The organism is Comamonas sp. DB36, from assembly GCF_057914905.1.
Genome location: NZ_CP196631.1, coordinates 2,234,886 through 2,250,003, shown reverse-complemented (window position 1 = coordinate 2,250,003; position 15,118 = coordinate 2,234,886). Strand labels below are relative to the sequence as shown.

Annotated in this window: 12 protein-coding genes; 7 read left to right on the top strand and 5 right to left on the bottom strand. The window is 64.6% G+C overall.

Annotated elements, in window-relative coordinates:
* Window positions 1-53: 53 nt before the first annotated feature.
* From ACSVDO_RS10400 to ACSVDO_RS10390, 3 genes are all read right to left on the bottom strand, one after another.
* Window positions 54-1,400 carry a GntP family permease gene (locus ACSVDO_RS10400; protein WP_489591948.1) on the bottom strand — a complete coding sequence of 449 codons (1,347 nt, stop codon included), beginning with the start codon at window positions 1,398-1,400 and terminating at the stop codon, window positions 54-56.
* 75 nt (window positions 1,401-1,475) lie between these two features.
* Window positions 1,476-4,100 (bottom strand): alanine--tRNA ligase, encoded by a 2,625-nt coding sequence (gene alaS, locus ACSVDO_RS10395; protein ID WP_489591947.1) that lies wholly within the window; start codon window positions 4,098-4,100, stop codon window positions 1,476-1,478.
* 276 nt (window positions 4,101-4,376) lie between these two features.
* On the bottom strand, window positions 4,377-5,717 hold the full coding sequence (locus tag ACSVDO_RS10390) for an MFS transporter (RefSeq protein ID WP_332539604.1): 1,341 nt from the start codon (window positions 5,715-5,717) through the stop codon (window positions 4,377-4,379).
* Window positions 5,718-6,037: 320 nt separating this feature from the next.
* On the opposite strand from ACSVDO_RS10390, the gene cyoA reads away from it, so the two are divergent.
* The 7 genes from cyoA (at window position 6,038) to ACSVDO_RS10355 (ending at window position 12,878) form a co-directional block, all read left to right on the top strand.
* Entirely contained in the window at window positions 6,038-7,084 is a 1,047-nt protein-coding gene (cyoA, locus tag ACSVDO_RS10385; protein ID WP_332539605.1) for a ubiquinol oxidase subunit II, read from the top strand.
* A gap of 58 nt (window positions 7,085-7,142) precedes the next feature.
* Window positions 7,143-9,140, top strand: a complete 1,998-nt coding sequence (cyoB, locus tag ACSVDO_RS10380) for a cytochrome o ubiquinol oxidase subunit I (RefSeq protein WP_332539607.1) — start codon at window positions 7,143-7,145, stop codon at window positions 9,138-9,140.
* A complete protein-coding gene (gene cyoC, locus ACSVDO_RS10375; protein WP_332539608.1) occupies window positions 9,133-9,765 on the top strand; it encodes a cytochrome o ubiquinol oxidase subunit III in 633 nt (210 codons plus the stop codon). Before cyoB ends, cyoC begins: the two co-directional genes overlap by 8 nt.
* Entirely contained in the window at window positions 9,765-10,169 is a 405-nt protein-coding gene (gene cyoD, locus ACSVDO_RS10370) for a cytochrome o ubiquinol oxidase subunit IV (RefSeq protein ID WP_332539609.1), read from the top strand. The genes cyoC and cyoD overlap by 1 nt, the downstream gene beginning before the upstream one ends.
* 65 nt (window positions 10,170-10,234) lie before the next feature.
* Complete coding sequence (locus tag ACSVDO_RS10365) at window positions 10,235-11,005, top strand: SURF1 family protein (RefSeq protein WP_489596382.1); 771 nt, start codon at window positions 10,235-10,237, stop codon at window positions 11,003-11,005.
* Between the two features lie 108 nt (window positions 11,006-11,113).
* The gene (locus ACSVDO_RS10360) at window positions 11,114-12,373 is read left to right on the top strand and encodes an ATP-binding protein (RefSeq protein ID WP_332539611.1); all 1,260 of its coding nucleotides are present in this window, start codon (window positions 11,114-11,116) and stop codon (window positions 12,371-12,373) included.
* Entirely contained in the window at window positions 12,345-12,878 is a 534-nt protein-coding gene (locus tag ACSVDO_RS10355; protein ID WP_332539612.1) for a response regulator transcription factor, read from the top strand. Before ACSVDO_RS10360 ends, ACSVDO_RS10355 begins: the two co-directional genes overlap by 29 nt.
* A 23-nt stretch (window positions 12,879-12,901) precedes the next feature.
* Here ACSVDO_RS10355 and cyoE read toward each other — a convergent pair whose 3' ends face one another.
* On the bottom strand, window positions 12,902-13,798 hold the full coding sequence (gene cyoE / locus ACSVDO_RS10350) for a heme o synthase (protein WP_332539613.1): 897 nt from the start codon (window positions 13,796-13,798) through the stop codon (window positions 12,902-12,904).
* Window positions 13,795-14,964: a COX15/CtaA family protein gene (locus ACSVDO_RS10345; RefSeq protein WP_332539614.1), complete on the bottom strand. Its 1,170-nt coding sequence runs from the start codon at window positions 14,962-14,964 to the stop codon at window positions 13,795-13,797. The genes cyoE and ACSVDO_RS10345 overlap by 4 nt, the downstream gene beginning before the upstream one ends.
* Window positions 14,965-15,118: the final 154 nt, after the last annotated feature.

The window sequence follows — 15,118 nt, the reverse complement described above, 5'->3', positions numbered from 1 at the left end:
TTTATATCTCAACCGCACAAGCAACGAAGATGGCCAGGAGAAAATGCAGGTCTTCAGCCAAACACGCTGGCCAGCAGCACCAACGCCAGCGAAGCGAGCGAGGCCATCGACGTCACCATGGTCAGCGTCTTGAGCGCACCCTTGGTCGACAGGCCCATGAGCCCCTTGAACATCCAGAAGAAGTTGCTGTTGACCTGCACGGCAAACAGCGAACCCGAGGCAATCGCGAAGCCTATGATCACCGGCGAGACCGCGATCTGCGATGCCACCGGGCCGATGATGCTGGCCGCGGTCAGCGCCGCGACCGACACCGAGCCTATGGCCACATGCAACACGGCGGCAATGAACCAGGCCAGCACGATGCTCAGCAGCACCGGACCTCCTGCATCGGCCGAAAACAGCTTGCCCAGCTCGGCGCCCATGCCCGAGGCCGTGATGATCGCGCCCAGCGAGCCGCCTACCCCGGTGATCAGCAGGATTTCTCCGCTGGTCTTGAAGCCGTCGGTCAAGGCCTCGCTGGTGCGCTCCACGCCTATCCAGCGCCGCGCCATCAAGTAAGCCCCCAGCAGGCCGACGAACAAGGCCAGGTTGGCATTGCCTATGAAGCTGATCACTTCGTTGGAGACGCCCGCGAGCTTGGCGAAGGCGCCAAAGGCAATCATCAACAGCGGCACGACGATGGGCGCCGAAGCCAGCAGCAGGCCCGGACCTTCACCGGATGCCGGCGCCTGCGCATCGCTGGCCTCGGTTTCCAGCATGGCATCGCTCGCGTCCTCGTCAGTCTCGGGCTTCCAGTAGTTGGTGCGCAGCAGCAGGCTGAACAGCAAGGTGGTCAGCAGCGCCGTGGCCAGGCCTATGCACAGTCCGCCGATCAGCCACGCGCCCAGGCTCACGTTCATCTGCCCGGCGATCAGGATCACGGCCAGGCCGGGAACGACAAACACATAGCCCGAAAAGATGCCCGTGCCTATCGCGCCCGCGAGCAGCGGCAGGCCGTTGCGCCCGAGCAGCGGCGCCGCGGAGCGCGCCACGGGCGCGCCCAGCACCACCTGCACGTCGACATAGATGGAGGGGAAGATGGTCGACATGGCGCCCGCCATCGCATAGGGCAGTCGCCTGGCCCCCACGGCCGAGACCAGCGCCTGCACCATGCGCCCGAACGCGCCGGTCGCGTGCAGCAGCGAGCCTATGACCACGCCGAAGCCGATCAGCAGGCCCACCTTGCCCATGATTTCGCCAAAGCCGGTGGTGATCTCGGTCAGCGTGCCGGCAAAGCCCACGCCGCTGGCCAGGCCCAGATAGAGCGAGCCCAGCACCAGGGAGATGACCGGTTCCACACGCAGCCAGATGATCAGGCCGATGACCAGCGCAATGGCCACGACGGTGTGCAGCACGACCATGCCGTCTCCTTCGGAAATCAGGTTGCTGTTTTCAGACCGGGTGCGCCGCGCAAGGCGCACCCTTGGAGATTACGCTCAAAGGCGTTCAGTCACCCAGGCCTGGACCGAAGCCAGCGCCGCAGGCAGTGCCGCGGCATCGGTGCCGCCGGCCATCGCCATGTCGGGCTTGCCGCCGCCCTTGCCGCCGACCTGCAGCGCCACATGATTGACCAGCTCGCCGGCCTTGAGCTTGCCTATGCAATCCTTGGTCACGCCCGCGGCCAGCTGCACCTTGTCGCCGTCGACCGCTGCCAGCACGATCACCGCGCTGCCCAGCTTGTCCTTGAGCTTGTCCATGGTGTCGCGCAGAGTCTTCGCATCGGCGCCTTCGAGGCGTGCGGCCAGCAGCTTCACGCCCTTGATCTCGACGGCCTGGGTCAGCAGTTCGTCGCCCTGGTTGGACGCCAGCTTGCCCTTGAGCGCGGCGATTTCCTTCTCCAGCGCCTTGATCTGCTCGAGCGCCTGGCCGATGCGGCCATTGAGTTCGCTGGCCGGTGCCTTGAACGCGGCCGCGGCCTGGCCCACGGTCTCTTCGAGCGACTGCAGGTACGCCAGCGCGTTGGCGCCGGTCACGGCTTCGATGCGGCGCACGCCCGCGGCCACGCCGCTTTCGCCCACGACCTTGAACAGGCCGATGTCGCCCGTGCGCTGCACATGCGTGCCACCGCACAGTTCACGGCTGGAGCCGATGTCCAGCACGCGCACGGTCTCGCCGTACTTCTCGCCAAACAGCATGGTGGCGCCGGTCTTCTGCGCGCTCTCAATGTCCATCACGCGCGCCTGGGTGTCGCTGTTGGCCAGGATCTCGGCGTTGACGCGGCGCTCGATCTCGCGGATCTGCGCGTCGGTGACGGGCGCGTTGTGCGTGAAGTCGAAACGCGTGCGCTCGGCGTTGACCAGGCTGCCCTTTTGCTGCACATGGTCGCCCAGCACTTCGCGCAGCGCCTTGTGCATGATGTGCGTGACCGAGTGGTTGCGCATGGTGGCAGCGCGCACTTCGGTGTTGACTTCGGCCGAGACCGCATCGCCCACCTTGAGGCTGCCGGACTCCAGCGTGCCGTGGTGGCCGAACACGTCGGCCTTGATCTTGAGCGTGTCCTGAACGGCAAAGCGCACGCCGTCGGCCGTGATCAGGCCTTCGTCGCCGACCTGTCCGCCCGATTCGGCGTAGAAAGGCGTGTTGTCCAGCACCACGACGCCATTTTGGCCCGCGGCCAGCGACTGCACGCTGGTGCCGTCGGCGTAGAGCGCGAGCACCTTGGCCGGGGTGGCGAGCTGGGTGTAGCCCGTGAAGGCGTTCGCCGCGCCCGTGTATTCAAGCGCACGGTCCATCTTGAATTTGCCAGCCGCGCGCGCCTTGTTCTTCTGCTCTTCCATGGCCGCGCGGAAACCCGTTTCGTCGACGCTCAGGCCGCGCTCGCGCGCCACGTCGTTCGACAGGTCGAGCGGGAAGCCATAGGTGTCGTGCAGCTTGAACGCCACGTCGCCGGGCAGCACCTTGACGTCGCCCGCGAGCGCGCTGTCGAGGATTTCCATGCCGTTGGCCAAGGTCTCGAAGAAGCGTTCTTCCTCGGCCTTGAGCACTTCGGTGATGCGTGCTTCCTGCTCGCGCAGCTGGGGATAGGCGTCGCCCATCACGGCCACCAGGTCCTTGACCAGCTTGTGGAAGAACGGCGTCTTCTGGCCCAGCTTGTAGCCGTGGCGGATCGCGCGGCGCACGATGCGCCGCTGCACGTAGCCGCGGCCTTCGTTCGACGGAATCACGCCGTCGCTGACCAGGAACGAGGTCGCGCGGATATGGTCGGCGATCACCTTGAGCGAAGGATTGCTCAGGTCGGCCACATGGGTCTCGCGGCCCGCGGCCTTGATCAGCGCCGCGAACAGGTCGATCTCGTAGTTGCTGTGCACATGCTGCAGGATCGCGGCCAGGCGCTCCAGGCCCATGCCGGTGTCGACGCAGGGCGCGGGCAGCTTGGTCAGCCGGCCCTGCTCGTCCATGTCGAACTGCATGAACACGTTGTTCCAGATTTCAATGAAGCGGTCGCCGTCTTCATCGGGGCTGCCCGGAGGGCCGCCGGGAATGTGGTCGCCATGGTCGTAGAAGATTTCCGAGCAGGGGCCGCAGGGACCGGTGTCGGCCATCATCCAGAAATTATCGGACTTGTAGCGGCCGCCCTTGTTGTCGCCGATGCGGATCACGCGCTCGGGCGGCAGGCCGATTTCCTTGGTCCAGATGTCGTAGGCCTCGTCGTCTTCGGCGTACACGGTCGCGAGCAGTCGCTCCTTGGGAAGCTTGTAGACTTCGGTCAGCAGTTCCCAGGCCCACTTGAGCGATTCACGCTTGAAGTAGTCGCCGAACGACCAGTTGCCCAGCATTTCGAAGAACGTATGGTGGCGGGCCGTATAGCCCACGTTCTCCAGGTCGTTGTGCTTGCCGCCGGCGCGCAGGCAGGCCTGGACCGAGGTGGCGCGGGTGTAGGGGCGCTTGTCCGTGCCAAGGAACACGTCCTTGAACTGCACCATGCCCGAATTGGTGAACATCAACGTCGGGTCGTTGCCCGGCACCAGCGAGCTCGACGGCACGATGGTGTGGCCCTTGGAGGCGAAGAAGTCCAGGAACGACTTCCTGATTTCGGCAACGGAAAAAGTGGGTTGGCTCATGGCGTATGGTTTGGAAGTGCGCAGCGCCTGCACGCTCGCATGAAAAGGCGCGCCGCTGTGCAGCGGGACAATCTTCCATTATAGATTTGTGCGGCCCGATTTTGACGGCAGTTGAATTTGCCTCCATGGCCTTCGCGCAACCCTCTGGAAACTGGCGTGCCCCAGCATGGGGGCAGCGCGCAAGGGCAGCCCCGCAGCGAGGCTGCCGCCCCCTCCAACGAAGGTTGAGAGGGGCAAGCGCGGGCGGCCCATGCCGCGCAGGCGCTCAGGGGGTGATCACTCGCTATCGCGCGCTTCGATCGCGCGGTTGATCGCCAGCGCCGCGAGCGTGCAGATACCGCCCGACAGCAGGTAGATGCCCAGCCCGAACAGGCCGAAGCGGGCCGACACCGCGAGCGCGACCAGTGGCGCGAAAGCCGCACCGACCAGCCAGGCCATGTCGGCCGACAGCGCCGCACCGGTGTAGCGGTAGCGCGGCGTGAAGTTCGCAGTGACCGTGCCCGAGGCCTGGCCGTAGGACAGGCCCAGCAGGATGAAGCCGACGATCAGAAAGGTGTTGTTGCCGCCCTGGCCGTTGCCCAGCAGGCCGGGACCGACAAAGCTGAACACGCAGATCAGCGCGGCCATCGTGCCCAGCGTGTTGCGCCGCCCGAAGCGGTCGGCGAGCCAGCCTGAAGCTACCATCGCCACACAGGCTGCAGCCGCGCCCAGCATCTGCACGCGCAGCACGTCGCCCACGGGCTGCTCGGAATACAGCTCGATGTACGACAGCGGGAAGATGGTCACAAGATGGAACAGCGCGAAGCTGGCCAGCGCCGCGAATGCACCGATGACCACGTTGCGGCCTTCGTTTGCGACCACTTCGGAGGCCTTGACCGGCTCGAGTTCATTCTGGTGCAGCAGATGGGAGAACGACTGGCCCACGACCAGCCGCAGCCGCGCGAACAGCGCCACCACGTTGATCGCGAAGGCGACGAAGAACGGGAAGCGCCAGCCCCAGGAGAGGAACTCCTCGGCGCTCATGTTCTCGTAGACGTAGGCAAAAAGGCCTGCGGCCATGAAGAAGCCCACGGGCGCTCCCAGTTGCCCCAGCATCGAGTACCAGCCGCGGCGCTCGCGCGGCGCGGAGATCGCCAGCAGCGACGGCAGGCCGTCCCAGGAGCCGCCCAGCGCCAGGCCCTGGCCTATGCGCAGCACGGCAAACAGCACGATCGCCCAGATGCCCAGGCTTTGGTAGCCGGGCAGGAAGGCCATGCCCACGGTGGAAGTGCCGAGCAGGAACAGCGCCAGCGTCAGCTTGGTGGCGCGACCCCAGCGCCGCTGCACCGCCATGGAGATGGCGGTACCGAAAGGCCGGGCAATGAAGGCCAGCGAAAAGATGGCGAACGACGCAAGCGTGCCGTCAAGACGTGAAAAGGAGGGAAACAGCAGTGCGGGAAAGACCAGCACGCAGGCGATGCCGAACACAAAGAAGTCGAAATATTCGGACGACCGGCCAATGATCACGCCGACCGCGATATCACCAGGGCTGACCTCTTCGTCCGTATCGGCGCGGGAAAGTGCTTCGGGGCTTTCGCGGCCCCCTGCAGACAATGCTGTGTAACCGGTTGCGCTCATAGAGATGCTCCCTTTCAATGACTAGCTCTTTCTACGCTGGTCAACGACAGGGCCTGGTGCGGCTTTTGCGCCTGAACGCGTCAGCCAAAAACTACAGCCCGGCCATCGCCAGCCCCTCACCCCGGCGGGCATGAAGCCCGCCGACATCGGTTCGGCTTACCCGCCTACATCGAAATCCGCTGATCTACCAAGAATGGCGCAATACACCCACGTCTTGACGTGGGACAAAATGTCCAATCGACAATTTGCTCCTTTTTATTACATTTACGCTGGTTCCAATCTCACGTTTACACCTAAGCGCGCTCTGGCGCGCCCATGACATGCTTCAATCCAAGGAAATCCGTGGGCCTGCGTGGCTCACAGCTACTGCGCTTGTCGCCGCTCTGAGCGGCTGCAGCAAAGCCGTAGTTCTCAACCCCGCAGGCGATATCGCCGCGCAGCAAGGTGATCTGGTCATGCTGGCCACCCTGCTGATGCTGATCATCATCGTTCCGGTGATTCTGCTGACGTTCTTCTTCGCCTGGAAATACCGCCAGTCGAACACCGAAGCCGAATACGATCCAGACTTCCATCATTCGACCAAGCTCGAACTGATCATCTGGACGGCGCCCCTGATCATCGTGATCATCCTTGGTGCGATCACCTGGATCAGCACCCACAAGCTCGACCCCTATCGTCCGCTCGACCGCATCGACGCCCAGCGTCCGCTGGCCGAGAACGTCAAGCCGCTGACCGTCGAAGTCGTGGCCATGGACTGGAAATGGCTGTTCTTCTACCCCGAGCAAGGCATTGCCACGGTCAATGAACTCGCTGCGCCGGTCGACCGCCCCATCCACTTCAAGCTGACGTCGACCACCACGATGAACGCGTTCTACGTGCCTGACCTGGCCGGCATGATCTATGCCATGCCCGGCATGCAGACCGAACTCAACGCCGTGATCAACAAGGAAGGCGTCTACAAGGGCATGTCCTCGCACTACAGCGGCGCGGGCTTCTCGGGCATGACCTTCAAGTTCCACGGCCTGAGCAACGAAGGCTTCGCCGAGTGGATCGCCAAGGCCAAGACCGAAGGCAAGACGCTCGACCGCGACAGCTACCTCGCACTGGCCAAGCCCAGCGAGCGCAACCCGGTCGAACGCTTCGGCAATGTCGACCCCAAGCTCTACCACACGGTCCTGAACCGCTGCGTCGAAGAAGGCCAGATGTGCATGCACACCATGATGGCCATCGACAAGGCAGGCGGCGAGTCCTATGCACGTGCCAAGGGCCTGAACCTCACGGCCGACATCTGCACGACCGAGGACGCCGACAAAATCACGGCAGCCCTGGAACCCGGCGTGGCCTCCCCTGCCGTCATCCAGCAATAAGCAATTCGGTGGATAGCCGGCCTGCCCGGCCTGCTGTCCACCTCACAAGAGACCCTTTATGTCTGACCAATTTGATACAGCCCGACTGATCTTCGGACGGTTGAGCTGGGAATCGATACCGCTGCACGAGCCGATTCTTCTCGCCACCTTCGCGGGAGTGATCCTCGGCGGCCTGGCGGTGCTCGCCCTTTTGACCCGCTTCAAGCTCTGGGGCCCGCTGTGGCGCGACTGGATCTGCAGCATCGACCACAAGAAGATCGGGATCATGTACATGATCCTGGGCATCGTCATGCTGCTGCGCGGCTTCGCCGACGCGCTGATGATGCGTGCGCAGCAGGCCATGGCCACGGTGGACGGCCTGGGCTTCCTGCCGCCGCACCATTACGACCAGATCTTCACGGCCCACGGCACCATCATGATCTTCTTCGTGGCCATGGCTTTGGTCACGGGCCTGATGAACTACGTCGTGCCGCTGCAGATCGGCGCGCGCGACGTGGCCTTCCCGTTCCTGAACAACTTCAGCTTCTGGATGACGACCGCCGGTGCCATCCTGGTGATGGTGTCGCTGTTCATCGGTGAGTTCTCGACGTCGGGCTGGCTCGCGCTGTCCAACCTCGGCCACAACCCCGAGGGCGTCGGTCTCGACTACTACATCTGGTCACTGCAGATCGCGGGCGTGGGCACCACGCTGTCGGGTATCAACCTGCTGGTGACCATCATCAAGATGCGCGCTCCCGGCATGACGATGATGAAGATGCCGGTGTTCGTCTGGACCTCGCTGTGCACCAACGCGCTGATCGTCGCCTCGTTCCCCGTGCTGACGGCCACGCTGCTGCTGCTGTCGCTGGACCGCTACCTGGGCACGCACTTCTTCACCAACGACATGGGCGGCAACGCCATGCTGTACGTGAACCTGATCTGGATCTGGGGCCACCCCGAGGTGTACATCCTGATCCTGCCGGCCTTCGGCGTGTTCTCCGAAATCACCGCCACGTTCAGCCGCAAGCGCCTGTTCGGCTACACCTCGATGGTGTACGCCACGGTCGCGATCACCATCCTGTCCTACCTGGTCTGGCTGCACCATTTCTTCACCATGGGCTCGGGCGCGAGTGTCAACTCGTTCTTCGGCATCACCACGATGATCATCTCCATCCCTACCGGGGCGAAGATCTTCAACTGGCTGTTCACCATGTACAAGGGCCGCATCCGCTTCACTGTCCCCATGATGTGGACCGTGGGCTTCATGGCAACGTTCGCCGTGGGCGGCATGACCGGCGTTCTGCTGGCCGTTCCTCCTGCCGACTTCGTGCTGCACAACAGCCTGTTCCTGATCGCCCACTTCCACAACGTCATCATCGGCGGCGTGGTGTTCGGCCTGTTCGCGGCCATCAACTACTGGTTCCCCAAGGCTTTCGGCTTCAAGCTCGACGAGTTCTGGGGCAAGGTCTGCTTCTGGTGCTGGCTGGTCGGCTTCTGGGTCACGTTCACTCCGCTGTACGTTCTGGGCCTGATGGGCGCGACGCGCCGCGTCAACGTGTTCGAGGACGCTTCGTACAACATCTGGCTGTACATCTCGTTCGTCGGCGTGATGATCGTGGCCGCGGGTATCGCTGCATTCCTGATGCAACTGTGGGTCAGCTTCCGCAACCGTGAAGCCCTGCGCGACGTCACCGGCGACCCATGGGATGGCCGTACGCTGGAATGGTCGACCGCTTCGCCCACGCCTGACTACAACTTCGCCATGACCCCCAAGGTCTACGAAATCGATGCCTGGTGGGACATGAAGAAGCATGGCTACAAGCGTCCGCTGGCCGGCTTCAAGGCGCTGCACATGCCCAAGAACACGGGTGCAGGCTTCGTGATCGCCATGGTTGCCACGCTGTTCGGCTTCGCGATGATCTGGCACATGTGGCTGGTCGCGGCCGTGTCGTTCGCCGCCGTGGTGCTGATCTCGATCATCCATACCTTCAACTACAAGCGCGATTTCTACATTCCAGCATCCGAAGTTGCTGCGACTGAAGATGCCCGCACTGAACTGCTTGCCCGCAATGTCTGAACTCCGCATGAACGCTGGCGCCGCTGGCGCCATTGAACCCCGCGACTACCACCTGGCCGAGGAACCGCACGTGGCCAACGGCACGGCGCTGGGCTTCTGGCTCTACCTGATGAGCGATTGCCTCATCTTCGCCGCCCTGTTCGCCACCTACGGCGTGCTGGGTCGCAGCTACGCCGCCGGCCCGACCGGCGCCGACCTGTTCGACCTGCCGCTGGTGGCGATGAACACGGCTTTCCTGCTGCTGTCGTCGATCACCTTCGGCTTCGCGATGCTCAAGAAGCAGCAGGGCAAGGTCTCGGCCACGCTGGGCTGGCTGGCCATCACCGGCGTGCTGGGCCTGGGCTTCCTGGGTCTGGAACTCTATGAGTTCTCGCACCTGCTGCACGAAGGCGCGGGCCCGGGCCGCAGCGCCTTCCTGTCGTCGTTCTTCACGCTGGTCGGCACGCACGGCCTGCACGTGACGTTCGGCCTGATCTGGCTGGTCGTGCTGATGCTGCAGATCAACAAGCATGGTCTGACGCACGAGAACAACCGCCGCCTGATGTGCCTGTCGATGTTCTGGCACTTTCTGGACGTGGTCTGGATCGGCGTCTTCACCTTTGTCTACCTGATGGGAGTGCTGTAATGAGCGCACACGACATCCATGCCGGCCATGCGCACGATGCGCATGACGACCACCACGACGCCGGCCCGCACAGCACCTTCTCCGGCTACATGACGGGCTTCGTGCTGTCGATCATCCTGACCGCGATTCCGTTCTGGCTGATCATGGCCAAGGTCATCGAAGGCCGCAGCACTGCGGTGCTGGTGCTGGGCGCGTTCGCGATCATCCAGATCCTGGTCCACATGTACTACTTCCTGCACATGAACAGCAAGGTCGAAGCCGGCTGGACGCTGCTGTCGACGATCTTCACCGTGATCTTCGTCGTGATTGCGCTGTCGGGAACGCTCTGGGTCATGTTCCACATGAACGCCAACATGATGCCGCACCACGACGCGCCGGCGGCCGTTACTGCTCCGCAGTCTTGACCTCCACTCGTCACCATGCGCTGAACGCCGGGCCTGCGGGCCCGCGTTCTGTTCTGCTCAAGGCCATGCTCGCATTGTTGGGTGTGGCCTTGTTTGTTTCGTTTGTGGGCCTGGGCAGCTGGCAGCTGCAGCGCCGCGCCTGGAAGCTCGCGCTGATCGAGCGCGTGACCGAACGCGTGCGCTCGGCGCCCGTGGCCGCGCCCGGCCCGGCGCAATGGCCGCAGGTCGATGCCACGCAATACGAATACCTGCCCGTCACCCTGTCCGGACGCTTCCTGCAGCACAAGACCGTGCTGGCCCAGGCAGCGACCGAACTCGGCTCGGGCTTCTGGGTGATCACGCCGCTGCAGGCTGCCGATGGCAGCCAGACGCTGGTCAACCGCGGCTTCGTGCCTGCGAGCGAGCGCCAGGCCTGGCTGCCCGAAAGCGGCGCGTCGGCGTCCGAATCGCCGCAGCAGACCATCACCGGCCTGCTGCGCATGACCGAGCCCGGCGGCGGCTTCCTGCGCGACAACGATGCCCAGCAGCAGCGCTGGTATTCGCGCGACGTCGCGGCCATCGCCGCGGCCCAGGGCCTGGACCGGCCCGCGCCCTACTTCATCGATGAAGGCCGACCCAACCTGGCCCGCGGCGCGATGGACAGCGCGGGCATGGACAGCCCCGGCACGCCCGCGGCCCACGCGGTCTGGCCGCGTCCAGGCATGACGGTGATCACGTTCCACAACAGCCATCTGGTCTACGCGCTGACCTGGTACGGCATGGCCTTGATGGTGCTGGTCGCCGCCGTGGTCGTGGTGCGCTGGGAAAAGCGCCGCGGCGCGCACAAGACCTTGTAGGCCGGGCGATTCACCGCTTGCGGCAAAATCGCTGCGGTGAATCGCCCTCATCGCCCCCGCTCTGCGGACCCTCTTTCCCAGGTAGACCTCACCACCGAACGCAAGAACATGCAGCTGTTGATACAGCTGCGCTGGCTGGCGGTGGTGGGTCAGGTGATCACGATCGCCGTCGTGCATTACGGCCTGGGCATTCCGCTGCCGCTGCCCGAAATGACGGCCGTGCTGATGGCGCTGATCGTCACCAACCTCGGCTATCTCTACTGGTTCAAATGGCGCCGGCGCAATGTGACCAGCGTCGGACTGTTCTGCGCCTTGCTCGCCGACGTGGCCGCGCTCGCAGTGCAGCTGTATCTGAGCGGCGGCGCGAGCAATCCCTTCATCTATCTGTTCCTGCTGCAGGCCATCCTGAGCGCGGTGCTGCTGTCGCCGGCCTACACCTGGGTGATCGCGGCCATCACCTCGCTGTGCGTGATCGATCTGGCGGGCTCGTCGCGGCCGCTGGCCGTGCAGCCCGACAACAATCTCTACGTCATAGGCCTGCTGACCTGCTTCGTGCTGACCACGGTGCTGCTGGTGATCTTCCTCACGCGCATCGTCGGCAATCTGCGCCGGCGCGACTCACGCCTGGCCGACATGCGCCAGCGCGCGAGCGAAGAGGAGCATATCGTGCGCATGGGCCTGCTGGCCACGGGCGCCGCGCATGAACTGGGCACGCCTCTGGCGACCATGTCGGTGATCCTGGGCGACTGGCAGCGCATTCCCGAAATCGCGCGCCAGCCCGAGCTGCTGCAGGACCTCGACGAGATGCGCCAGCAACTGCTGCGCTGCAAGAGCATAGTGACCAACGTGCTGCTGTCGGCCGGCGAAGCGCGCGCCGACGCGCCCAAACCGACCACGCTGTTCCGCTTCATGGACCGGCTGATCGCGCAGTGGCAGGAAACCCATCATCCGGGGCGCTTTCGCTATCACAATGGCATTGCCCAGGACCTGGCGATCATCTCCGATACCGCGCTGCAGCAGATGATCTGCAACGTGCTCGACAATGCGCTCGAGGCTTCGGCCGACGAAGTCGAGCTGCGCCTGCGCCGCGAGGACGATCAGCTGGTGATCACCGTGCTCGACCGCGGCACGGGCTTCGCGCCCGAAATATTGCGCAACTTCGGCAAGTACCAGCAATCGAACAAGACGGATCGCGCGGGCCGCGGAGTGGGACTGTTCCTGGTGACCAATGTCGCGCGCTCGCTCGATGGCACGGCGTCGGCGCGCAACCGCGACGACGGCGGCGCCGAAGTGCGTATCCAGTTTCCGCTGTCATCCATCACGTTAGGAGATACCGACCATGGAACCACGCCTGCTGCTGCTGGTTGAAGACGATGCCGCGTTTGCCCGCACGCTCGCGCGCTCCTTCGAGCGCCGCGGCTATCAGGTGCTGAGCGCGGCCAGCGCCGACGAAGTCAAGCTCCTGCTGCAGGAGCACAGTCCCGGCTATGCCGTGATGGATCTGAAGCTTGCGGGCAATGCCTCGGGGCTCAACTGCATACAGATGCTGCACGAGCACAACCCGCAGGCGCTGATCGTGGTGCTGACGGGCTATGCGAGCATTGCAACGGCCGTCGAAGCCGTCAAGCTCGGCGCCTGCCACTATCTGGCCAAGCCCTCGAACACCGATGACATCGAAGCGGCGTTCGGACGCATCGCGGGCGACACCGAAGTCGAGCTGACCCAGCAGACCAGCTCGATCAAGACCGTCGAGTGGGAGCATATCCACGAGACCCTGGCCGAAAGCGGCTTCAACATCTCCGAAGCCGCGCGCCGCCTGGGCATGCACCGACGCACGCTGGCGCGCAAGCTGGAAAAGCGCCAGGTGAAGTAAGGGCCGATACGGCCCTTACCGGGTCAGAAGAACAGGTAGTGGTCGACCAGCAGCGCCGCGAACAGCAGGCTCAGATGCACCAGCGAGAAGCGGAACGTGCGCCAGGCCAGCGCATCGGAATAGTTGCGGCGCAGGCGCCAGGCATAGGCGCAAAAGCCCGCGCCCAGCACCACGGCGGCGAACAGGTAGAGCCAGGAGCTCATGCCGTAGATGAACGGCAGCAGGCAGGCCGCGAACAGCACTACCGTGTAGAGCAGGATCTGCAGCCGCGTGTACTCGCTGCCGTGCGTCACCGGCAGCATGGGCAGGCCCGACTTGCGGTAGTCCTCTACGCGGTACAGCGCCAGCGCCCAGAAATGCGGCGGCGTCCAGAGGAAGATGATCAGGAACAGGATCAGCGCTTCGGGGCCGACCTGGCCGGTCATCGCGGCCCAGCCCAGCACGGGCGGCATCGCGCCCGAGGCGCCGCCGATCACGATGTTCTGCGGCGTGCGCGGCTTGAGCACCACGGTATAGATCACCGCATAGCCGACGAAGGTCGCGAGCGTGAGCCACATCGTCAGCGGATTGGTGCCAACGAACAGGATGGCAGAACCGAGGCTGCACAGCGCCGCCGAAAACACCAGCGCCTGCGAGCTCGACAGCTCGCCGCGCGCCGTGGGCCGCCATGACGTGCGCTGCATGCGCGCGTCGATGTGCTTTTCGACCAGGCAATTGAATGCCGCGGCCGCGGCCGCGACCAGCCAGATGCCGGCGCAGGACACGGCCATCTGCAACCACTGCGCGCCCGAAGGCCAGCCGGGCACGGCCAGCACCATGCCGATCAGCGCGCAAAAGACAATCAGCTGCACCACGCGCGGCTTGGTCAAGGCATAGAACTGGGCGATCCGTGAAGCGGAGGACAGGGTGTCGGTAGTCATGCGCGAGCGATGGCTTTCTTGGAGAGGAGGCGGCGACGATCCATTTCGGCGCGCGAAGAAGAGCTGCTGGCGAGACTCCAGACCAGTACGCCCACCAGCGCCGCGGCGCCTCCAGTGTGCAGTACAGCGGCAATCAGCGGCCAGTCAAATAGGACGTTCGACAGTCCGGTCATCACCTGCAGCAGCAGCAGCCCGGCGAGCCAGCGGCGCTGGCGCGCGAGCGCCTGGGCGCGGCGCAATGCCAGCAGCAGCGCGACCAGCGCCGCGGCGACCACATAGGCCGCGAGCCGGTGCAGGTAATGGATGGCGGTCAAGGCTTCGAAATCGAGGTGGCTGCCATCCTGCAGCATGCCCAGCGGGCGCCAGATCTCGAAAGCCTGGGAGAAATTCATGGCCGGCCACCAGCTGCCCTGGCAGGTCGGGAACGTGGTGCAGGCCAGCACCGCATAGTTGGTGCTGACCCAGCCGCCGAGCGCGACCTGCAGCGTCACCAGCGCCAGGCCGACCACCAGCGCGCGGCGCAGCCAGGGTGTGAGCACTTCGGGCTCGCGGCCTTGCACGGCCAGGCCATGGGCGACAGCGGGCACGCACAGCAACGCCAGCAGCACCGTGCCGCCCAGCAGATGCAGCGTCACGATCGCGGGAAACAGTTTCTCGGTCACGGTCAGCGCGCCGAACGCGCCCTGGATGCAGACCCAGACCAGGCTGGCCGTGGGCCACCAGGGGCTGCGCCCCGCAGACAGCGGCTGCTTGCGCGCCAGGCGCCAGCTCATCAGCGTCAGCGCAATGATCAGCACGCCCACGCCCGTGGCCAGATAGCGGTGGATCATTTCGACCCAGGCCTTGCCATGGGTCACGGGGCCGGTAGGCATGGCGGTCTGGGCCGCGGTGATTTCCAGGTGCGCGCCCAACGGACTCGCGTTGCCGTAGCAGCCCGGCCAGTCAGGGCAGCCCAGGCCCGAGTCGGTGAGCCGCGTGAACGCGCCGAACATCACCAGATCGAAGGTCAGGAACAGTGTGAACACGCTCAGCGCAAGCAGACGCTCGGCCGGGCCATGCTGGCGATTGCGGAACCAGACCCAGGCCAGCGGAGCCAGCGCGATCACCGCGCCGATCAGCATCAGATGCAGCAGGGGTTGCAAATCGTAAAGGGGCTGGCTAGTCATCACTCGTTGTTGTCACGTGCGCCGGGCCGCGACCGGCAAGGCCGCCACCATTTCAAGATTGTCTGAAATATCTGAACGCTCTTAATAAAAAAACCCGCGCTGCCTGCGCGAGGTACGAGCGCGGCGCCAGGGCCGGGAAGAGAGCATGCACGAC